A 19,978-nucleotide genomic window follows, 5' to 3' on the forward strand; every position below is an offset into this window, starting at 1 on the left:
CCGGCTCGGTGTCCGGCGGCGAATGCCGACTCAGCCGTCCTGCCCGTCGGTGGCGACGGCGGTGTGCCCACGGGTGAGCACGCGCCGGGGATGACGGAGAACCGCGAGCCCGTCGGTGCGGGGGTCGCCGTCCACCACGAGCAGGTCGGCCTCGTAGCCCGCTGCGATCCGCCCGAGGCGGTCGCCGAGGCCCAGGGCGGCGGCACTGGTGACGGTGGCCATGTCGAGGATGGTCGCCGGGGTGAATCCCAGGTACTCGTACAGTTCGAGGGCGCCGACGAAGTCGTCGAACACCGACCCGGGCAGACCGGCGTCGGTGCCGGTGACCAGTGGGACTCCGAGGTCGGCCATCCAGCTGAGTCGGCCGTGGATCTGGCGGGCTCTCTCCGGGCCCGCCCTGTCGACGAGGGCGCGCCAGTTGCGGGAGCTGGCGGCGCAGGCGTAGATGCCGTGTTCGGCCATTCTCTCGGCCACGTGTCTGCGCCGGTCCTGGCCGTGGGGGCCCATCCAGGTGCAGTGCTCCACGGTACTCACCCCGGCCCGGACGGCGGCTTCGATGGCGTCGCTGCCGTGGGCGTGTGCGGCCACCGGCAGGCCCAGCCGGGTGGCCTCGTCCACGATCAGGGACAGTTCGTGGGGGGTGAACTGGGACTGCCACATGGGAGGGGAGCCGGGGGTGAGTTGGCCACCGGAGGCCATCACCTTGACGAGGTCGGCGCCCTGGGCGGCGGTCCGGTGCACGCGCTCACGGATGTCGTGTTCGTGCTCGACCACGCCGCCGAGGAACCAGCAGTGTCCGTGGGGGACGGTCAGCGGGGCCGCCGCGGCGAGGATGCGTGGGGCGGCGAGTTCCTCGTGGGCGATGCGGGTGCGGAGTCGCAACGCCGCGCCGTCCCGGTCCCCCAGGTCGCGCACGGTGGTCACTCCGGCTCGCAGTGCCTGTTGGGCGCGTTCGAGCATGGCGGACAGCAGGCTGTCCTCGTCCTGGTCCCGCAGGGTCGCGACGGGGTCCGGGCCGCTGTCAAAGGACAGGTGCACGTGCATGTTGATCAGCCCGGGCAGCAGGGTCGCGTGCGGGTGGTGTTCCCTGGGGGTGTCTGCGGGGAGGTGGTGGGCGAGCTCCTGTCGTGGTCCCACCGCGTGGATGCGGGTGCCGTCCAGCAGCACGGCCCCGTCGTGCAGGGCGTGTTCGGCCGGGCCGAGCAGGACACGGTGGGCGGTGATCAGTTTCATGAGTGGGCCTCGTCGGGGGGAGGGTGGTCGTGCACGGCCTGTGAGAGGGTCAGCAGCTGGTCGAGGTCGGCCTCGACGTCGGTGCTGGTCAGCACCGGAACGGCCGAACGCGGGTCGGGCTCGTACTCGGGTGAGGCGCGTTGGCGGCGCAGCGCTTCCCGCATCGTCTCGGCGCGCTGTTCGACCGGGGCTTGGGGGTCGTAGCCCGCGAGGGAGAGGTACGGCTGTCTGGAGGCCAGTTGGCGGCGCACCGCCTCGTGCAGGGCGGCGGCTTGCTCGGCCGGAGGGGCCTGCGGGTCGTAGCCGGCCTCGGCGAGATCGGGACTGAGCTGTACGAGTCCGTCCCGGCACTCGACGTAGCGGCGCCAGAACAGGCGGTGGGTGCGGGTGGCGGGCCAGTTCTGTCCGTGCGTGTGGGTTCCGCCGGCGCGGGAGGTGAGTGTGGCTTCTGGGTAGAGAGGGTGGAGCACTTCCCAGAGGGGACGGAGCTGGCGCCAGTACCGCCGGTGGCGTGTCCACGTGCGGAGGCGGGCGAGCTGGGTACGGGTGAGCGCCAGCAGCAGGCCCGCGACGAACAGTGGGTTGGCCACGATCAGCAGTGCCAGGGTGGCGGTGTTGACGGGGTCGGGGACGGTGCCGCCGGACCACCGGATGATCACGAAGCCGGCCCGCAGCAGACTGGCGAGGGCTTGCAGCGTCATCCCGACGGCGGCGGTGCGCAGGCCGGCCCGGAGTCGGCGGTCGGATTCCGCGCCGTACTGCCAGGCCCACCGTGCGGTGAGGGTGAGGATGTGGATGAAGTACAGGCCGCCGAGGAGGTAGAACGCCGCGATGGGGGTCACGCTCATGTCGGCGGTGGAGAAGGAGTGGTCGCGCAGCGGGGGTGGGGTCGCGTACATGGCGGTGGTGATCAGTACGGCCGTGAGCAGCAGCAGCGCGAGTTCCCGACGGGCTCGTCGGCGGGCGTGTTGACCGCCGAGGGAGAAGAGGAAGAACAGCGCCAGCGCGAAGTACTTGGCGTGCAGTACCACGTTCTGGGCCAGTTTGGCCAGTCCGTTTCCCTGTCGTTGGTCCGCCGCGTCCGCATAGGCCAGTTCCTGCAGCCAGTATCCCGCGGCCTGCAGGACCAGGCAGGCGACCACCGCCCACAGGGCGGGGTTGCGTGGGTCGCGGAGCAGCCGGATGAGGAACACCGCCAGGACTCCGCAGACGATGAGGTGCACTGTCAGCCAGAGCATCACAACCACCTCGCCTGGTGGCTGAGTGTCCGTTGGGCCCGTCGGGCCCGGGCCGAGCCGGTGGGCAGGGAGATCTCGGTCCAGGTGCGTGCGGTCTCCAGCAGCAGGGTCGCCGTGATCTCGGCCTCGTGTTCCTGGGCGGTGTCGTAGGCGGTGCGGCGCAGGGTTCCCCAGTCGAAGGAGGTGGGGTCGACCCCGTCTCCGGGCAGGATCGGGTCGGGGCGGTGTCCGCAGAGGATGTGGCCGAGTTCGTGGGCGATGATGTGCTGTTGGTGCAGCGGGGTGGTCTGTGACTGGAACAGGATCCATTCGGACTTGCGTCCCGGTATCCACAGCCCGAAGGGTCCGTTGGCCGCCAGTGGGTACTCGGTGGCGTGGATCGGTCGGCTGCGTTGTCGTGAGAGCCGGTGGCAGACCTCGGTCATGTCCATGGGGTGGTCGATTCCGGCGGCCCGCAGCGTGGCGCGCAGGTCGCGGCGCAGCCGTCTTTCACGTCGGCGTTGGGCCCACCGCCGGTGTGTGTTCTCACCACTGAGCACTCTTGCGACCTCCGTTCCCGTGCTCGCGACCGGTGTCCCCCGTGTGGGGCGTCGAGGGTCTCACTGGTCCGGGTCCTGGTGGGGGTGTTCCACCTGGGATTCGAGGAAGCGTACGAACTGGACGAGGTGGGCGAGCTGTTCGGGCGGCAGTTCGCCGGCGCGGTACAGCGCCGCGGGCAGTTCCGGTTCGGCGCGTTCGCTGAACGTCTCCACGCCCACGCCGAACACGTCGGCCACGGCGTCGACGAGTGCGAAGCTGGGCTGGGCCCCGTCCCGCAGCAGTTTCCAGATGTGTTGCCGGGAGACGCGGTGACCGGCCGCGGTCAGGGCCTTGGCCAGACTTCCCGGTGTCCACGGTCGCCCGTCCGGCTGAGGGTGGGTTTCCATGAGCCAACGCAGCCGCGCGCCGAACGAGGTCCGGCTGTCGGACGTTTCGTCACTCATGGTCGATCTCCTCCCCCTTGGACGGCATCTGCGGTTGACGCTGCCCACTTCAGTGTCGTCTTTAGTTGACGGAACGGCAAGTGGGCTTTACTGTCGTCCCGGACGCTGTCAACCGTAGCCGACGTCGTGGTGTCCTCGATCAGGTGAGTGAACACGCCCTCGACCACGGAAACGCCGCCGCACCTCGATGGGGCCGGTGTGTGGGCGCGGGAACCCGGCCCGCCGAGGCCCTTTCTGGGGGTAGGGCCTCGGTCCCCGGGCCTGCCGGGACGGAAGTCGCGTGAACCCGTCTCGCGGTTGCGGGGGCCGCCGTGCGGGACCAGCATGGTCACCGGAGCACCGAGGGGGTGGTTCGGCGATGCGGGAATGGCTGCGCTGGCCGGTGCTGCGCCAGATCACCGGCGAGGACCCGCTCGGCAGGGGCCGGGCCGCCCGGTCCCGCCGCACGGACACCGAACGCGCCCGCACCGCCGAGTCCGACGCGGTGGTGGGTTCGGTCTGCCCGTACTGCGCCGTGGGCTGCGCCCAACGCGTGTACGTGCGCGACGGCGCGGTCACCCAGATCGAGGGTGATCCGGACTCGCCGGTCAGCCGCGGCAGACTCTGCCCCAAGGGGGCAGCGAGTCGGTCGTTGGTCACCTCTCCCAGCCGGGAGAGCCGGGTGCGCTACCGCCGTCCGTACGGCACCGAGTGGGAGGACCTCGATCTGGACACGGCACTGGACATGATCGCCGAGCGGGTGATCCGCACCCGCGACGAGACCTGGGAGTCGACCGACGAGAACGGTGCCGCGCTGAACCGCACCATGGGCGTCGCGAGCCTGGGTGGAGCCACGCTGGACAATGAGGAGAACTACCTCATGAAGAAGCTCTACACCGCGCTCGGCGCCATCCAGATCGAGAACCAGGCCCGCATTTGACACTCCTCCACGGTTCCCGGTCTGGGAATCTCCTTCGGGCGGGGAGGGGCCACGACCTTCCAGCAGGATCTGCAGCACGCCGACTGTGTGGTCATCCAGGGTTCCAACATGGCCGAGGCACACCCGGTCGGGTTCCAGTGGGTGATGGAGGCCAAACGGCGCGGCGCGCACATCATCCACGTCGACCCGCGGTTCACCAGGACCTCGGCGCTGGCCGACACGTTCGTGCCGCTGCGCGCCGGCAGTGACATCGCCTTCCTGGGCGGCCTGATCAACCACGTGCTCACCGGAGGGCACTACTTCCACGAGTACGTGGCCGCCTACACCAACGCCCCGATGATCGTCGGTGAGGAGTTCCTCGACACCGAGGACCTGGACGGACTGTTCTCCGGGTTCGCCGAGGGGCACTACGATGCCACCACCTGGCACTACGAGGGATCCCGGGTCAACGCCTCGGCCGGCGAGCGGGACCACTGGGACGAGTTGTTCGGTCCAGGCGGGCCGGAGTCCCCCTCGGGGTGGGAGCCGCCCGCCGGTGGCCCGGAACGGGCGGGCTCGGGTGGGCCCGTCTACCGGGGGACGCCCGAACTCGACCCGACGTTGCGCCATCCGCGCTGCGTGTTCCAGATCCTCAAACGCCACTTCGCCCGTTACACGCCGGAGTTCGTGGAGCGGGCCTGCGGGGTGGACCGGCACCGTTTCCGGCAGGTCGCCGAGGCGTTGGTGGCGAACTCGGGACGGGAGCGCACGTCGGCCTTCGCCTACGCGGTGGGCTGGACGCACCACACGGTGGGGGCGCAGTACATCAGGGCGGCCTCGATCCTGCAGCTGCTGTTGGGCAACATCGGCAGACCCGGTGGGGGGATCCTCGCGTTGCGCGGACACGCCAGCATTCAGGGCTCCACCGACATCCCCACGCTGTTCGACCTGCTGCCGGGCTACATCCCCATGCCCCAGGCGCACCCCCACCTCGACCTGGACTCCTTCGTGGCCGCCGACAGCGCCGCCAAAGGGTACTGGGCCAACATGCGCAGCTACCTGGTCAGCCTGCTCAAGGCGTGGTGGGGCGAGCATGCCGTGGCCGACAACGACTTCTGTTTCGACCGTCTGCCGCGGCTGACCGGCGACCACGGCAACTTCCACACCGTGATGGACCAGATCGACGGGAAGGTGCGGGGATACTTCGTGGTCGGGGAGAACCCGGCGGTGGGCACGGCCAACTCCCGCCAGCAGCGGATGGGGCTGGCCAGTCTGGACTGGCTGGTGGTGCGTGACCTGAACCTGATCGAAACCGCCACCTTCTGGAAGGACGGCCCCGAGGTCGTCGACGGCGAGACCGGTCCGGAACGGATCGGTACGGAGGTCTTCTTCCTGCCAGCGGCGGCCCACACCGAAAAGGACGGCACTTTCACCAACACCCAGCGGATGCTGCAGTGGCACCACAAGGCGGTCGAACCGGTCGGCGACCAGCGCAGCGACCTGTGGTTCTACTACCATCTCGGTGTCAGGATCCGCGCCAAGCTGGCCGCCCGTCAGCACCACCGCGGCCCACGGCAGCGGCGGCGCGACCGCGCGGTGCTCGAACTGACCTGGAACTACCCCACCGAGGGGGAGATCGCCGAGCCCAGCGCGGCGGCGGTGCTGCGGGAGATCAACGGAGTCGACGAGGCCGGTAACGCCCTGTCCGCCTACACCCAGCTGCGTTCCGACGGCTCCACACGCTGCGGCTGCTGGATCTACTGCGGGGTCTACGCCGGGGAGGTCAACCGCGCGGCCCGACGGCGGCCGGGCCAGGAACAGTCCTGGGTGGCCCCCGAGTGGGGCTGGGCCTGGCCGGCCAACCGGCGTCTCCTGTACAACCGCGCCTCCGCGGATCCCCGGGGCAACCCGTGGAGCACGCACAAGGCCTACGTGTGGTGGGATCCCGAACGGCGACGCTGGACCGGCCACGACGTGCCCGACTTCGACGCCGCCACGCCACCGGACCACGAACCCGGCCCGGACGCGGTCGGTCCGGAGGCGCTGCGCGGCGACGAACCGTTCGTCATGCAGAGCGACGGGCGGGCCTGGCTGTACGCGCCGACGGGCATGGTGGACGGCCCGCTTCCCACGCACTACGAGCCCCAGGAGTCCCCGCTGTCCAACCCTCTCCACAGGGTGCAGCGCAACCCGGCCCGGCAGCTCTATCCGCGGCCGGAGAACCCGTACCAGCCCAGTGGGGCCGAACCGGGTTCGGAGGTCTTTCCGTACGTGTTCACCACCTTCCGGCTCACCGAACACCACACCGCGGGCGGGATGAGCCGGTGGCTGCCGCATCTGAGCGAGTTGGCCCCGGCCATGTTCGTGGAGGTCTCCCCCGAGGTGGCCGAACAACGCGGGCTCGTCCACGGACAGTGGGCCACGGTGGTCACCGCCCGCGCCGCGATCGAGGCCAGGGTGCTGGTCACCCCGCGGATGCGTCCGCTGCGTCTCGGCGGCACCGTCCTGCACCAGATCGGGCTGCCCTGGCACTGGGGACCGAACGGGTTGAGCACCGGGGACGCGGCCAACGAGCTGATCGGGGTCGCCTTGGATCCCAACGTGCACATCATGGAGACCAAGGCGGGGACCTGCGACATTCTCGCGGGCAGACGTCCGCGCGGACGACAGCTGCACCGGCTGTTGGCCGACTACCGACGGCGGGCCGGGATCACGGACCTGACCGGGACCACACGCGTCGAGGACACCGCCCGTTCGGAGGGGAGCGGGGAGGACGAGGGAGGGGAGCACGATGAGCGATGACGCCCTCAACCGCCTCAGCGGACCGTTGGCGGATCCGAGCCGTGAGGCGGGGTATCCGGCACAGCACCCGCCGCGGGTGGGGTTTTTCACCGACACCAGCGTGTGCATCGGCTGCAAGGCCTGCGAGGTCGCCTGCAAGGAGTGGAACCTGCTGCCGGAGGACGGTCTGGAGCTGACCGGCATGTCCTATGACAACACCGGCGGGTTGGGGGCCAGCACCTGGCGGCACGTGGCCTTCGTCGAACAGCGCATCGACCCGGCCAGCCGCGCCCGGGTGGATCTCGGGATGCCCGGCATGGGGGGTTCCACCGTCCCCGAGGCGGAGGAGTCCGGGGAGCTGCGTTGGCTGATGTCCTCCGACGTGTGCAAGCACTGCACCCATGCCGCCTGTCTGGACGTGTGTCCCACGGGGGCGTTGTTCCGCAGTGAGCACGGCACCGTGGTGGTGCAGGACGAGGTGTGCAACGGATGCGGCTACTGCGTGCCCGCCTGCCCCTACGGGGTGATCGACGTACGCCCCTCCGACGGGGGAGCGTTCAAGTGCACGCTCTGCCAGGACCGACTGGGGGAGGGGTTGGCCCCCGCCTGTGCCACGGCCTGTCCCACCGAGTCCATCCAGTACGGGCCGTTGGAGGAACTGCGGCAGCGTGCCCAGCACCGTCTCGAACAGCTCCACGAGCAGGGAATCAGTGAGGCCCGGCTCTACGGGCACGAGCCCGACGACGGGGTGGGCGGTGACGGGGCGTTCTTCCTGCTGCTGGACGAGCCGGAGGTCTACGGACTGCCTCCGGATCCGGTGGTGACCACGCGGGATCTGCCCACGATGGCCCTGTGCGCGGCCGGGGCGGCGGTGGCCGCCGCGGCGGCCGTGGTGGGGTGTTTCTGGGGAGGTGGTCGGTGAGTCCCGGGGACGTGGAGGCGACGCGGCGGCCCTCCGAGGACAGGCCGCCCTTCCGGTCCTACTACGGCCGTCCCGTCATCAAGGAACCCACCTGGAAGGTGCCGGACGTGCCCGCCTACCTCTATCTCGGTGGCACGGCGGGATCCTCGGCGGTCATGGCCGCGGTGGCCGGGGTCCGTGGGCAGACTCGGCTGCGTCGGGTGGGGAGGTTGTGCGCGGCGGGCGGCTCGGCCGCCAGTGTGCTGGCCCTGGTGCACGATCTCGGACGCCCGGCGCGGTTTCTGAACATGCTGCGCGTGTTCAAGCCGACCTCTCCGTTGAGTGTGGGCTCGTGGATCCTCGCGCCGTTCTCGGCGGTGACCACGGCGGTGGCGGCCTCGGAGGTCACCGGGATCGCTCCCTTCCTCGCCAGGCCGGCCTCGGTGGTCGGCGCCGTGCTGGGCACGGGGATGACCACCTACACCGCCGTGCTGCTGGCCGACACGGCGGTGCCCGGCTGGCACGAGGTGCACCGCGAGCTTCCCTTCGTGTTCGCCTCCAGCGCGGTGCTGGGTGCCGGGGCGCTGGCCACGGCGTTGACACCGCGGGAGCAGTCACTGCCGGCCCGACGCATGACCGTCCTCGGCGCCGTGGGCGAGCTGGTCTCCGGTTCGCTGATGGAGCGCAGGGCGGGCAGGATCTCCGAGGCCTACCGCACCGGCCGGGCCGGCAACGTGCTGCGGGCGGCCCGCGCGCTGGCCGTGGTCGCCGCGGGGGCGGCGCTGCGTGCCGGGCGTGGCGGGACGGCCGCCTGGCTGGCGGGGGTGTGTGGCACGGCGGCCTCGGCGGCGACCCGCTACGGGGTGTTCGAGGCCGGGCGGACAACCGCGCGGGACCCGTACTACACGGTGGTGCCGCAGCGGGAACGTGCCCGGCGGGATGAGGACTCCCCCGATCACCGGTCCGAGGGGTGAGAGGCAGGAGCACGCTCGCCGCCGGTGCGGGCGAGTAGTATCGCGGTGATCGTTTCCGTGTGACCAGGGAGGTTCGTCCGTGACCGCTGCTTCCCCACAGGCACGTCCCGCCCGGAACGAGGACGTGGAAGCGGCCGTGGGCACGTTGTGCCGCGCCTTCGCGGACTACCCGTGGACCCGGCACGTGATCGCCGCCGAGGAGCACGAGCGGCGGTTGGCGGAGTTCCAGCGCCTGTTCCTCTCCCGTGTCGGTCTGGAACACGGGCGGGTGTGGGTCACCCCGGGATGCGAGGCGGTGTCGGTGTGGACCACGCCGGAGAGCACGGGTGTGGGGGCAGTGTTCGCCGAGCTGACCGGCCGGTTCGTCGAGTTGGCCGGCGACCGGTGGGAGTACTTCGAACGGGCCGAAACCGCGCTGGCACCCCATCGCCCTCGGGATCCGGTGTGGTTTCTCGGCAGCGTCGGGGTGGATCCCTCCCAGCAGGGCCGGGGACTGGCCGGGGTGGTGATCCGGCCCGGACTGCAGGAGGCCGACCGTGCCGGGGTCCCATCCTTCCTGGAAACCTCGGACGAACGGAACGTGGAGATCTACCGGCGTTTCGGGTTCGAGGTTCAAACGGAGGTCCAGGTGCCCGACGGAGGACCACTCACCTGGACGATGTGGCGGGCTCCCCGCCGGTGACAGGGACGACGGCGAGGACGGTGCCGAGGTGCTGGCGACGATTCGGTCAGATCCGGGCAACGTCAGCCTGAACACGATGCTGGCCGAGATCGCCAAACTGGAGTCCGTGCGGGCTGTCGGCGTACCGACCGGGATGTTCGCCGACGTCGCGCCCCAGGTGGTCACGGCCTGACGGGTGGAATCGCCGAGGCATCTGCGAGATGGGGTGCCGGTAAGGGGCGTGTCACCAGGTGCAGCCGAGGTGTGTCATATGTCGACGATCAGTGTGGTGTCGATGGCGCGAGCGCGATCGGCAGCCGAGGAGGGGGTGTAGACGCGGGTGGAATCGAGCTTGGCGTGGCCCATGAGGTCGGCGTCGGCGATGTTGGCCATGTCAACGCCGCTTCGCACCAGCTGGGTGCCGAAGGTGTGTCGCAGCGTAGGGGATGCACCCGCGCTTTCCCCGCATCCGGTCCGGAGTCGTGCACCAGAGCCCGGCCGCGGTAGCGATCTGGCGGAGAATGCTGTTGATGCTGTGCACGGATAGCTGTCCGTCGCGTCGGTTGAGCCACAGCGCCGCCGAGTCAGCTGTTGGGGGCCAGTCTGGTCGTTATAGCTGCTTTTTGGCCTGGCCTGCTCAGAAACTGAATCACAGGGGGGCATCAGTGTATGAGCACGCTACCCACCGGGGCTGTGACGGTGAGCAGAAGAACCAATACAAGCAGGCGGGGACGGGCGGCCAGCAAACCCGCCCCGGCACGCCCGACCACAGCAGCCACGATAGCTGGCCACAGGAACTGATGTGTGAAGCCGCCTGTGAACAGCAGCGAAGTGACGACTCCGGCCACTATGCCAGCGCTCGCAAATGCCACCAGGATCATTGGTGCACCGGCGTTGTGGCACAGCCGTTCGGTGAGCAGAGCGACGGAGACGCCGATGAGGACCACGATCCCGGCTACTAACGGAATCAGACTGGTCATGTTGAGGAGGTGAACCCCGAAACCGGCAGCAGGGCTACGTCCTGGCAGCACGGTCCACGTGGCCAGCGCTGCTCCGGCAGCGACGGTCGCTGCCGGCGACGTTTCGTAACAATCCATAGTGCCGGCAACGGTCCGCATCGGTGACAAGCGTAGCTGCTGGCACCGTGAAGGACAGGTCACGGTGGCCAGCACCGTGCCAGGGTTCTCCGGCCTGTGATGCACGTTCATGCGGAGACGAAAGCGGCAACCATCAGTGCGGCAACCGCGAGTCCGGCCATGATGAAAGGAATCGGTCGCCGTGCCAGGGGATCACCGAGACTGCGGCCCAGCACGGCTGCGGCGATAGCGGGCCATACGAACTGCAGCACGATACTGCCGGTGATCGCCATCGAGACCACGATGCCGGTTACGCACCCTGCTACCGCAAAGCTTGCCACGGTGGTCAACAGGTTGGCACGCCGACATACCCATTCGAGGAGTGCTGCCACTGGAACGCCGAGAACCAGTACCGTCACCGTCACGTATGGCACTGTTGCCGCCCCGTGCTGGCGAGATGATCGGTGAGGGTGTCGCCATCCAACGGCACACCGTTGGCTGCGGAGCCGAGTACTCCTTCGACCAGGAGTGCCGTGATCGCGGCCAGGACCGCGACCACGGCACCAGCGAGCAGCCTGCGCGACGGCGACGTCATGTCTGGTGTCGTCGAGCGTTGCATGCTGTCCCTCTCTACAGGTTTCCCGCCCGGATGTTTTCCTTACCGCATATACCGGTCAAGCAGGCGAATCCTTGGTTCTTCCGCTCGTGGACGATCCGCCACCCGGTCAAGCCGGTCGCGAGATAGATCCCGTGGTGCGGGACGGGGTAGTAGTCTCCCTCGAGAGTGTAGTAGCCGTCCCTGTAAACTAGAGCGCGCCAGTCATAGGTGATTTTTCCCGCGACGCAGAACGGGTTACCGATTGCGTGCTCGGCACGGAAGCGTGCCTGAATGGTGTTGGTGCCGTCCGGGTACCAGAAGATGTCCATGTCCTCGGTCCCGGCATTGGCCCGTTTGAGGACCTCGCCCGCACCGTTGATGTGTTTCGTATCGTGGGTGGCCTTCGTCTGCAGAACTTCTGCGGCGGGCCAGTCGATGAACGCTTCCAGCTGGGCGCGGAACCGATTCGAGGTCGCGTCGAAACCGCGGTTGTCACCGCTGAAGTAGCCGCCTTCGATCTCGCACGGAAACGCTGGTGCCCGGAGGAGCGATGAAGGCTTGATGGCGCACGGTTGAGCTGAGAGCCTGCGTCATTGCTCGGTCACGCCTGTCGAGCACGGTACGGGCCTGCTGCGGGGACTCTCCAGCGGGAATCCGGACAACACCGCCCATCACCACGGTCCGACCATCTTCGACCTGCGGGTTCTTGGCAGGAGGTGGCAACGGTTTACCGTCCGGGCCGCGGTTGCTTTTCTCCTGGGGAATCCCGAAGGCCGGTGTTTCTGGCACCGTGTTTTGTGCGACCACGCCCGGGGCTTGCAGACGGTCCTTGAGCGGAGTCGTCTCCGGAGTCAGGGCCTGCACCACGTAATGGTTCTGAGTGCCTTGCTCCACCTCAGAATCGATGAACGTTGTCTCCGTGGTAGTCTTCAGCAACTTTCCGTCGCGACGAACTTCGTACTTTGCGGCCCCTTTCACGGAATCCCAGGTCAACTGAACCTGATCGGAATCGGCAATGGTGGTCAGCGTCGGCGTCTGCTTCGTCGATGCGGTAGTGGCACTGCGCGGGCGTGAAGGTACGCCCTGACGAGCTTTTTGAGTGGGTTTTTCATATCAATTCCTGGTAATAGCTGAGTTAGACACCCACATTTGATCGACTTTGTCCGATATGAGCAATATTCATTTCCATGAGCCACTCGAACGGAGCAACAGCGGCGCGTCGACAATGTTTGTTACGTGATTAGCGGCACATTTGTTATGGCTCGCGATAGGGTCGACAGATCTACAAAGAGGAGCGAGGCCCACGCGGACGTGCAGCCGCCACCGCTGCGCGAGTTCGTCAGTCTGGGCGCACACCGCGCCACGTTGGTGCGTGGTTTTGCCGCGGATGTGGCCGAAGCACGGCATCGAGGTCACTGTGACCAGTGGGAACTGCGGTAGAGGGCCCAGTTCTCCGGTCGTTACGCCGGGCCGCAAGGTAGACGGAATAGAGCTCGAGGGTGGGGCTGTGCTGTAGCCGTGGATGGTCCGGTCGCAGGAACGAGGGGCTGGTTTTAGCTCGGACGTGTTGAGTGTGGGACGGATCCGGGTTCGAAAGTCTGGTTGGTGCTGAGTTCGGGGACGTATTTGTAGATGGTGGAGCGGGACACGCCGAGGAGCGTGCGATGGAGGCCACGGTGGTGTCGGGTTCGGCGAGCAGGGCACGGGCGTGGTGGATCTGTTCGGGTGTCATGGCCGATGGTCGGCCGAGTCGGACGCCGTTGGCTTTCGCGGCGGCGAGGCCTTCGCGGGTGCCGTCGACGATGAGTTCTCGGAGGAATTCAGCCAGCGCGGCGAAGACGTGGAACACGAGGCGACCGCCGGGGTGGTGTCGAGGTTCTCGTGCAGCGAGGTGAACCCGACGTTGCGTCTGCGTAGCTCGCTGACCAGGGAAAGCAGATCGTGCAGGCTGCGGCCGAGACGGGAGAGTTCGAGGACGATGAGGGTGTCGCCTTCGCGGAGGTAGTCCAGGCAGGCGGTCAGCTCGGGGCGTTCGGCGTTTTTCCCGCTGATGAGTTTTTCTTCGAACACCCGGAGGCACCCGGCGTCGGTCAACGCGTCGACTTGGCGGCGCAGGTTCTGCTCGTGAGTGGACACCCGGGCGTAGCCGACGCGCGCGTCGCCCCCGATCGTGTCGAGGGGGTCGCCGTCGAGGGCGAATTCGGCTGGAGCGTCGGTCATCGGCTGCACCTTCCATGATCGCGGATGCGTCGACTGTACGACAAAGGGCTGTGATCGACTTGGTGGACACTCGCTTTTTCCAACACGTTTTTTCGACACCCGCAGGGCAGCTCGGGGACGCGAAGCGACTATTGTTGATCATGCGTGAGAAAGTTTCGTTTCTCAGTCAGCGTCAAAGGGTGTACTCATCTGGAGTTATTGTCGATCTTCTTGCAGGCTGGGCGCGCGAGTAACCGTCGACTGTCTGTTCCATGCCGGACGTCTGTTTGGCGTCATCCCTGTTTGGTCAATATTCCCCTGATTAGTCGCTTTGTATGTGGACGCATGCCATTAATCTTCCTTGCGGTCAATGTCCTCGTGGCTTGTGCTCGAGGACGTCGTTGTCTGGGAGGGTTGTTCATGATCGCGAGAGGATCTCGCGCTCTGTTGAGCTGTGCTGCTGCCGCGATGGTGATGCTGGGGATGTCGGCGGCGCCGGCGGTGGCGCAAGACACGCCACGCACTGGGGTAGAGCAGACGTCTCGGCCGGAACCATCCTCGTGTTGGGCTAACGCGAACGCGCCCCACGTGTCGAAGGGGACCGGAAAAATCATTGCCAAAACACGCTGGGAATGCGGCGTCGGTCGCGATGTCACTGTCACCGAAGCGTTAATTCGGCTGTATCAGTGTTCGCAGAAGCCCTCCGGTCCGGAGAAAACCTGGACCACCCAGTACGGATGCCGAGTGGTCAAGTCCGCTTCGTATCTGGATGATCTGTATGTGCCCGCGAACGGCAAGACCAATCCACGCTACGTTCCCAAGGTCGGGGATCCGGGTGCAAGCGGCACGGGATGGTGGATCCAGTGCACACAGTACTACCGGTCAGACAATCCTGGTGTGAAGTACCGTAACGCCTCGATCGCACGGTATCTCACGGCCTGATGGCAGGATGGTCATGTGGACTATACTGATCAGCTCGATGCCCTGAGTCCCAGTGATCCCCCGACGGTGGGGCGCACGTGGGAGGTGCGGCCGGAGCTGCTAGTGGCTTCGACCGCACCGGACGAGGCCACACTGCATGCGGTGCGCACCTGGATCCGCGATCAGGGATGGCAGGCGTGGATCGGCTGGACTGCCGAATCGGCGCGAACCGCGTGCGCGTTGCATGCCACTCTCGGCCTCGACGCCGACAGCGCCGGAGCAGCCGTGGACTATGCGGTGCGGATGCTCTCCGAAGCCGCCACCGCGTGCGGAGTGCACGTTGCGGGGCTCGGCGAAGTCGTCGTGGTTCCCGGATGGCGTGACGAACGGGAACAGTTCGCTCAGGACTCTTCCACCAACCATTACTGACAGCGTCCCGACTTTATGCACCTCGTAACACGAGGGCATCGTTCTGCCGCTCAGTTCCGATCGGATACCGGCACCAGGTCCAGCTGCCGCTCCATGTCCAGCCGGAACCGTCCGTAGGGATTGATGTTGGACCAGAACAGCGGACTCAAAGCGCGACAATCGGCGTCGTTGAGGGATTGACCCCAGGAATCCTCGGCCAGCACCTGTTGCAGCAGCAGCGTGTTGACGTGTACCAGCGCCGATTGCAGCAGGTGCAGCGCGAGCATGGAGACTTCGGCGGACTCGCGGTCAGGGCCGGTGAGTTCGCTGTTTTTGCCGTAGAAGATGACCCCGTTGCCGGAGTTCCAATTCTCCACCACTTGCAGCCCGCCGTGGATCTCGCGGCGCAGGGACGGGTCGGCGAGGTAGTCGCAGGCGAAGATCGTGCGCACCGCCCGGCCGAGTTCTTCCAGGGCTTGGTAAGTGGGGTGTTTCGGTCCACCGCGGGAAAACCGTCGCAGGATCGACTCCGACTCGGCGGTGCCCAGCCGCAGCGCGGTGGCGTACTTGACCAGCTTACCCAGCCCCGCACACAAGTTGTCGCGGGTGATGAAGTGCCGCCGTACATACCGCAGCGCGGCCTCGGTCTCGCCGTGCTCGCCGGTGGCCACGAGATGGCGGATGCCGATGTTGGTGCCCAGCGCGAACAGGCACAGCAGCAGCCGACGCCGCAGCGTGTCCCGGTCGATGATCTCGCGGGAGGCCACCGAGGTGAACTCGCCGGTGAACTCGGTGAGGAAATCGGCCTCTTTGAGCACATTCAGCAGATCCAGCGTACCCTACCGGCGGGCGATCTCCTCCTTGAGCGCGCCCAGCATCTGCGGGGTTTCAAGGGGCCCCAGCTTGGGCACGGTGATAAACGGCTCGCCGCGGCGCCGGATGATGCGCACCCCACCCGCCGTTCCCTCGGTCAGGGCTGTATCGAACCGGTCCAACGCCGCGCTCATGCGCTGCTTGAGGTCGGCGATGAACTCGCTGGGATCCAACGGTTGGCGCAGTTCGGCGTAGTGCACGTCCCGACTGGCCTCGAAGTCGGGTGGCAAATCGTTCTCGGGGTTGCGCCACCGCTCGGACCCGGCCACATACACCTCACGGCGACGCAGCGCGTCCCGCAGCGCCACTAGCACACACAACTCATACGGGATGCGCTCGATACGGCCCTTCTCGTCGAGGCCGTCGACCACCGCCTCGCGCCACGCCTTGGGAACCACCCCCTCGACGGGGACCGTCTCGCCAGCGTCGTAGAACCGGATCTTGCCAGCGACCTCGCGGTACCGGCCCAGCAACTCCAACGCGGCCAACAACGCGGGCAGCATCCGCCGGTAATGGTTCGAATACGAGCTGCGCAGCACGGTACGCACCCTGGCCTGAAACGCGTGCTGGTTGGCCTTGGCCTCTTTGACGAGCTCGCGCAGGGTCTTCTCCCCGACCACCGGATACAGCGCGGTGCGCACCGAATCGTCCGGGTGCTCCACCGCCGCCTCGGCCATGCGGAACAAGATGCCTTCCTTGCCACGCACCCGGCGCAGATCCTCGGTGAACTCGCGCTCCACACGCCGCTCGGCACGGGTGTTGACCTTGTGTACCAGGCTGATCAACAGATCCACCAGCGCATCGGTGATTTCCGTCTGCCGCGTCCAGCACAACGCCGCCAGAAGCGTCAGCCGCACGTTGAGCGGGGCATCCCGCAAATCCGACGGCCACGATCGCGCCGCCCGCGCCCGCCACGCGACGAGAAGCTTCTCCGAGGCGTCGGCGAACACATCCGCCGGTAGCCCCAGCTCCCGCACCGCGGTCAACTTGTCAACCTCGGCCAGCAGCGTATCCAAACTGGCCTGTCCCGGATCGGCCTTCAACTCGCTCAGCAACCCACCACGGGCGCCGTCGACCACGGCTACCAGATCTTCCAGCCGCTGCGCCGCCGGACCGATCCGGGACATCGTACGCTGGCAAAAGTCCGCTTCGAACTGCCGCAGCGCGCTGGCCACCACCCGATCGGCCTGGCCGGAACTGGGCGGCTCGACCTTCTCCTGCCGACATCGCGTCAACACCGTCGCAGCCAACCGGCCGCGATCCAACTCCACCCCGACCAACTCCGCAGCCAGCCAGTCGGCCACCGCCGCTCATCGTCCTCAGTGGCCGAGCGAAACCCCCACACACGACGAATCTGACCACGGTGATACTCCGCCGTGCGCCCCGACAGCGCATACTTGGCGAACTCGGTAGCCTCCACCCGCACCTGCGAGGCGACATACTCTACCGCCACCGACGGCACTTCCTCCGGATACGCCGGAAACCGCGCCTCGACCTCGAAGAACTTCAACAACACCGCGAACCCCAGCCGGGTCACACCGGTCTTGTTTCTCACCCACCGCCAGTCATCCCCGACCAGCGTCCACAGGTCGACCAGCTCGTCCGACGTCCACTCTTGCCGCATACGCGGACATTAGCGACACACACCACGATCGAACGATCACTACCTTGCGGCCCGGCGTAACGACCGGAGAACTGGGCCTAGAGGCCTCTCGACTGGCAACCTAACCGAGACCAACTCGGGGCCTGGGGAACATCTGCCCAGGATCGTGCGCCAAGCGGTGTTCATGCTGGCAAGCGTCGTACGACGACTGATGCGGCTTCGCCCTGTTTATCCGCGATAGCTACCGACGCTCAAGCGCTCTGCCGCACGATCCGGAACGAATGTTCCTCAAGCCCCAACTCCGCGCCACGCTGCACGCCGACCGCAACCTAGCCCCGCGCTCCCGCGACATCAGCCTGTGCCCCACCGACGAGCCCAGGGGTCTGCGTAGCAGCGGTCCGTGATGCTCCGCTGAGCGGTGAGGGTGTTGATCTCGTTCACGTTTCATCTGGAGCTGCCGTAGCCGCTGGCCCGCTGTCGGTGGGTTCGTCCTGGTACCGGGCGGCCCAGGAGGCGAGGATGCGCAGTCGGTCGTAGGTGGGGGTGCCGGGTTCGGCGGTCCAGGTGACGAGGTGCTGGTCGGGATCGCTGGTGCAGGTCAGGGTGTCCCAGTCGAGGGTGAGATCGCCGACGACGGGGTGGTTCAGGGTTTTGGTGCCGATGCGCTGGTTGGCGACGTGGTGCTCGGCCCACCACCGGCGGAAGTCCGTGTCGCGCATCGACAGTTCGCCGACGAGCTCGGTCAGAGCTTGGTCGTCGGGGTAGTGGGCCGCTTCGCGGCGCAGCAGGGCCACGCTGGTGTGGGCGACGGATTCCCAGGCAGCGTAGAGGGTGCGCATGTGCGGCTCGGTGAACAGCAGCCGCACGTAGTTGCGGTGCTTGGGCGGAAGCTGAGCGAAGTCGGTGACCAGGGCTGCCGCCAGGGGGTTCCAGGCCAGCACGTCCATGCGGCGGCCCAGCACGAACGCGGGGGTGAATCGCAGGTCGTCGAGCACGCGCCGCAGGGAGGGTCGCACTGCTTGGCGCGCGCGTCGGCGCGGCCGCGTGGCGTCCTTGCCGGCGAGTTCGGAGAGGTACTCGCGCTGGGCGTCGTCGAGGTGCAGCACCCGGGCCAGCGCATCGAGCACCGGTGCGGATGCGGCGATGCGGCCCTGCTCCAGGCGCGTGTAGTAGTCGGTGCTGATCGCCGCCAGCTGGGCGACCTCCTCCCGACGCAGCCCTGGCACGCGCCGTTGGCTGCCGGTGTGGGGCAGTCCCAGTTGGTGCGGTTTCAGCTCGGCACGTCGCGCCTTGAGGAATTCCCCCAGTTCAGCGCGGTGAGCTCTGCTGCTGCTCATGACGCCCATCCTCGTCTCGTGCGGTCGGTGCCGCGCCCCGCCCCACCGCAACCGGCCGGGCGGGGCGCGGTGGATCGGTTTCAGAGGTGCTTGCGGTAGAACGGGATCAGGTGTTCCAGCGCCTTGCTCGTGGCCTCGGGTTGGTCGTAGAGGTCGTAGTGCGATGCGCCGTCGACGACCACGAGCTCCTTGTCCTTGGAGGCCGCGCGCCCGTAGATCTCGAAACCGGCGCGGTAGGCGCCGAAGCTGCCCGGCCGGTCACCGACCACGACGCACATCGGCTGGGTGAGCAGTACCTCGGCCCGGTCGAAGGCGTCCCACCCGACCAGCGCCGCCTGCCGGGAGAACCGGAAGCTGGTCGCACCGTTTTCCGCGCGGCCGCGATCGGTCTTGTAGTAGTCGGTGGCCTCGCGCACGTCGATGTCCGTGACTCCCGCCTCCTCGGCAGCCTGGGGTGAGGGTGGCAGCAGGTCGTTGACCACCGCATCCTGTCCGCGTGCCTCGGCGGTGCGCTGGGCGGCGATGGTCTCCAGCGCACCCAGTGGGTCGTAGTTCACGAAGCCCTCGCGCATCATCCGGCCGACGTTGGCCGCGGTCACCGTGCCGAGTGCCTTGATCCGCCGCTCGGTCATCGCCGCGTTGATCGCATAACCGCCACTACCGCAGATGCCCAGCACGCCGATCCGGTTCTCGTCGACGTAGGGCTGGGTGACCAGGTAGTCGATCACGTAGCTGAAGTCCTGCACCCGAAAGGCCGGGTCCTCGGTGAGCCGCGGCTGGCCGCCGCTCTCGCCCTGGAAGCTCGCGTCGAAGGCGATCGCGACGAAACCCTGCTGGGCCAACGCGGTGGCGTAGACGTTGCCGGAGGTCTGCTCCTTGCAGCTGCCGGTGGGATGGGCGCTGATCACCACGGGGTAGGTCCGGTTGCGGTCAAAACCCGGCGGGAAGTAAATGTCCGCCGCGATGTCCCAGGCCAGGGCCGTGATGTTCACGCGCTCGACGTTGTCGGAAGGCATGGGCCTCACTCCTCATGTGTGCCGCATCGGTCCGGCGGAAGGGCCGTTGACCAGCGGCTTCGAGTCCGTACACCCCAAATGTAGGGCGGCATGGACCCGTGCGGCAGGGACAGTTCCTTCCCAGGAAGCGGCTTGCCGCTGATCGTCGACGAATGACACACCTCGACCGCACCCGATGACACAGTCCTTACCGACACCCCCATTGACTGTCACTCGCGCCGCACACGCGCACGCTATCGACTCACAGGCCAAGGGACCGCTCTACTCCGCCCCTCAGG

20 protein-coding genes and 2 pseudogenes are annotated in these 19,978 nt (G+C 67.5%); 8 read left to right on the top strand and 14 right to left on the bottom strand.

Annotated elements, in window-relative coordinates:
* Positions 1-30: 30 nt before the first annotated feature.
* From ACTMO_RS0108755 to ACTMO_RS0108770, 4 genes are read right to left on the bottom strand one after another with little or no spacing between them, the layout of a single operon-like run.
* Positions 31-1,233 (bottom strand): amidohydrolase family protein, encoded by a 1,203-nt coding sequence (locus ACTMO_RS0108755; RefSeq protein ID WP_019854305.1) that lies wholly within the window; start codon positions 1,231-1,233, stop codon positions 31-33.
* Entirely contained in the window at positions 1,230-2,471 is a 1,242-nt protein-coding gene (locus ACTMO_RS20770; protein ID WP_157062843.1) for an MAB_1171c family putative transporter, read from the bottom strand. Before ACTMO_RS20770 ends, ACTMO_RS0108755 begins: the two co-directional genes overlap by 4 nt.
* Positions 2,471-3,010, bottom strand: coding sequence for an ImmA/IrrE family metallo-endopeptidase (locus ACTMO_RS20775; RefSeq protein ID WP_019854307.1), 540 nt, complete (start codon positions 3,008-3,010; stop codon positions 2,471-2,473). The genes ACTMO_RS20770 and ACTMO_RS20775 overlap by 1 nt, the downstream gene beginning before the upstream one ends.
* 60 nt (positions 3,011-3,070) lie before the next feature.
* On the bottom strand, positions 3,071-3,454 hold the full coding sequence (locus ACTMO_RS0108770) for a helix-turn-helix domain-containing protein (protein ID WP_019854308.1): 384 nt from the start codon (positions 3,452-3,454) through the stop codon (positions 3,071-3,073).
* A 358-nt stretch (positions 3,455-3,812) separates the two neighbouring features.
* Here ACTMO_RS0108770 and fdh point away from each other — a divergent pair, with 358 nt between their 5' ends.
* The 5 genes from fdh (at position 3,813) to ACTMO_RS22900 (ending at position 9,862) form a co-directional block, all read left to right on the top strand.
* Positions 3,813-7,154: a formate dehydrogenase gene (gene fdh / locus ACTMO_RS0108780; RefSeq protein WP_281167490.1), complete on the top strand. Its 3,342-nt coding sequence runs from the start codon at positions 3,813-3,815 to the stop codon at positions 7,152-7,154.
* Positions 7,144-8,055 carry a 4Fe-4S dicluster domain-containing protein gene (locus ACTMO_RS0108785; protein WP_019854311.1) on the top strand — a complete coding sequence of 304 codons (912 nt, stop codon included), beginning with the start codon at positions 7,144-7,146 and terminating at the stop codon, positions 8,053-8,055. The genes fdh and ACTMO_RS0108785 overlap by 11 nt, the downstream gene beginning before the upstream one ends.
* Positions 8,052-9,008, top strand: coding sequence for an NrfD/PsrC family molybdoenzyme membrane anchor subunit (nrfD, locus tag ACTMO_RS0108790; protein WP_019854312.1), 957 nt, complete (start codon positions 8,052-8,054; stop codon positions 9,006-9,008). Before ACTMO_RS0108785 ends, nrfD begins: the two co-directional genes overlap by 4 nt.
* A gap of 79 nt (positions 9,009-9,087) precedes the next feature.
* Positions 9,088-9,690 (top strand): GNAT family N-acetyltransferase, encoded by a 603-nt coding sequence (locus tag ACTMO_RS0108795; RefSeq protein ID WP_019854313.1) that lies wholly within the window; start codon positions 9,088-9,090, stop codon positions 9,688-9,690.
* A 28-nt stretch (positions 9,691-9,718) separates the two neighbouring features.
* Entirely contained in the window at positions 9,719-9,862 is a 144-nt protein-coding gene (locus ACTMO_RS22900; protein ID WP_019854314.1) for a hypothetical protein, read from the top strand.
* A 74-nt stretch (positions 9,863-9,936) separates the two neighbouring features.
* Here ACTMO_RS22900 and ACTMO_RS23885 read toward each other — a convergent pair whose 3' ends face one another.
* From ACTMO_RS23885 to ACTMO_RS24075, 7 genes and pseudogenes are all read right to left on the bottom strand, one after another.
* Positions 9,937-10,332: a site-specific integrase gene (locus tag ACTMO_RS23885; protein ID WP_084792100.1), complete on the bottom strand. Its 396-nt coding sequence runs from the start codon at positions 10,330-10,332 to the stop codon at positions 9,937-9,939.
* Complete coding sequence (locus ACTMO_RS0108810) at positions 10,332-10,649, bottom strand: hypothetical protein (protein WP_019854316.1); 318 nt, start codon at positions 10,647-10,649, stop codon at positions 10,332-10,334. Before ACTMO_RS0108810 ends, ACTMO_RS23885 begins: the two co-directional genes overlap by 1 nt.
* 224 nt (positions 10,650-10,873) lie before the next feature.
* Positions 10,874-11,170 (bottom strand): hypothetical protein, encoded by a 297-nt coding sequence (locus tag ACTMO_RS22905; protein ID WP_157062844.1) that lies wholly within the window; start codon positions 11,168-11,170, stop codon positions 10,874-10,876.
* Positions 11,167-11,340, bottom strand: coding sequence for a hypothetical protein (locus ACTMO_RS0108820; protein ID WP_157062845.1), 174 nt, complete (start codon positions 11,338-11,340; stop codon positions 11,167-11,169). Before ACTMO_RS0108820 ends, ACTMO_RS22905 begins: the two co-directional genes overlap by 4 nt.
* A gap of 35 nt (positions 11,341-11,375) precedes the next feature.
* The gene (locus ACTMO_RS0108825; protein WP_019854319.1) at positions 11,376-11,672 is read right to left on the bottom strand and encodes a hypothetical protein; all 297 of its coding nucleotides are present in this window, start codon (positions 11,670-11,672) and stop codon (positions 11,376-11,378) included.
* Between the two features lie 163 nt (positions 11,673-11,835).
* Complete coding sequence (locus ACTMO_RS22910; protein ID WP_157062846.1) at positions 11,836-12,336, bottom strand: hypothetical protein; 501 nt, start codon at positions 12,334-12,336, stop codon at positions 11,836-11,838.
* A gap of 346 nt (positions 12,337-12,682) precedes the next feature.
* Positions 12,683-13,563, bottom strand: a pseudogene (locus ACTMO_RS24075) (recombinase family protein).
* A 567-nt stretch (positions 13,564-14,130) separates the two neighbouring features.
* Between ACTMO_RS24075 and ACTMO_RS22915 the strand changes: the two are divergent.
* Positions 14,131-14,484, top strand: a complete 354-nt coding sequence (locus ACTMO_RS22915) for a hypothetical protein (RefSeq protein ID WP_157062847.1) — start codon at positions 14,131-14,133, stop codon at positions 14,482-14,484.
* Between the two features lie 141 nt (positions 14,485-14,625).
* Positions 14,626-14,892: a hypothetical protein gene (locus ACTMO_RS0108835; protein WP_157062848.1), complete on the top strand. Its 267-nt coding sequence runs from the start codon at positions 14,626-14,628 to the stop codon at positions 14,890-14,892.
* A 50-nt stretch (positions 14,893-14,942) separates the two neighbouring features.
* On the opposite strand, the pseudogene ACTMO_RS24175 reads toward ACTMO_RS0108835, so the two are convergent.
* A pseudogene (locus tag ACTMO_RS24175) lies at positions 14,943-17,368 on the bottom strand (Tn3 family transposase).
* 260 nt (positions 17,369-17,628) lie between these two features.
* Between ACTMO_RS24175 and ACTMO_RS23890 the strand changes: the two are divergent.
* Positions 17,629-17,751 (top strand): hypothetical protein, encoded by a 123-nt coding sequence (locus ACTMO_RS23890; RefSeq protein WP_281167491.1) that lies wholly within the window; start codon positions 17,629-17,631, stop codon positions 17,749-17,751.
* A gap of 33 nt (positions 17,752-17,784) precedes the next feature.
* On the opposite strand, the gene ACTMO_RS0108845 is transcribed toward ACTMO_RS23890, so the two are convergent.
* Together ACTMO_RS0108845 and ACTMO_RS0108850 are read right to left on the bottom strand one after the other, a co-directional pair.
* Positions 17,785-18,684: a helix-turn-helix domain-containing protein gene (locus tag ACTMO_RS0108845; protein WP_019854323.1), complete on the bottom strand. Its 900-nt coding sequence runs from the start codon at positions 18,682-18,684 to the stop codon at positions 17,785-17,787.
* An 80-nt stretch (positions 18,685-18,764) separates the two neighbouring features.
* Entirely contained in the window at positions 18,765-19,700 is a 936-nt protein-coding gene (locus tag ACTMO_RS0108850) for an alpha/beta hydrolase (RefSeq protein ID WP_019854324.1), read from the bottom strand.
* Positions 19,701-19,978 lie beyond the last annotated feature (278 nt).

The organism is Actinopolyspora mortivallis DSM 44261, assembly GCF_000384035.1.
Lineage (GTDB): Bacteria > Actinomycetota > Actinomycetes > Mycobacteriales > Pseudonocardiaceae > Actinopolyspora > Actinopolyspora mortivallis.

Excerpts from the sequence above, each read along its gene's own strand:
- ACTMO_RS0108755 (WP_019854305.1), bottom strand. The coding sequence starts at position 1,233 with ATGAAACTGATCACCGCCCACCGTGTCCTGCTCGGCCCGGCCGAACAC.
- ACTMO_RS20770 (WP_157062843.1), bottom strand. The coding sequence starts at position 2,471 with ATGCTCTGGCTGACAGTGCACCTCATCGTCTGCGGAGTCCTGGCGGTG.
- ACTMO_RS0108770 (WP_019854308.1), bottom strand. The coding sequence starts at position 3,454 with ATGAGTGACGAAACGTCCGACAGCCGGACCTCGTTCGGCGCGCGGCTG.
- ACTMO_RS0108785 (WP_019854311.1), top strand. The coding sequence starts at position 7,144 with ATGAGCGATGACGCCCTCAACCGCCTCAGCGGACCGTTGGCGGATCCG.
- ACTMO_RS23885 (WP_084792100.1), bottom strand. The coding sequence starts at position 10,332 with ATGCCCCCCTGTGATTCAGTTTCTGAGCAGGCCAGGCCAAAAAGCAGC.
- ACTMO_RS0108810 (WP_019854316.1), bottom strand. The coding sequence starts at position 10,649 with ATGACCAGTCTGATTCCGTTAGTAGCCGGGATCGTGGTCCTCATCGGC.
- ACTMO_RS0108820 (WP_157062845.1), bottom strand. The coding sequence starts at position 11,340 with ATGACGTCGCCGTCGCGCAGGCTGCTCGCTGGTGCCGTGGTCGCGGTC.
- ACTMO_RS0108825 (WP_019854319.1), bottom strand. The coding sequence starts at position 11,672 with ATGGACATCTTCTGGTACCCGGACGGCACCAACACCATTCAGGCACGC.
- ACTMO_RS23890 (WP_281167491.1), top strand. The coding sequence starts at position 17,629 with ATGTTCCTCAAGCCCCAACTCCGCGCCACGCTGCACGCCGACCGCAAC.
- ACTMO_RS0108845 (WP_019854323.1), bottom strand. The coding sequence starts at position 18,684 with ATGAGCAGCAGCAGAGCTCACCGCGCTGAACTGGGGGAATTCCTCAAG.
- ACTMO_RS0108850 (WP_019854324.1), bottom strand. The coding sequence starts at position 19,700 with ATGCCTTCCGACAACGTCGAGCGCGTGAACATCACGGCCCTGGCCTGG.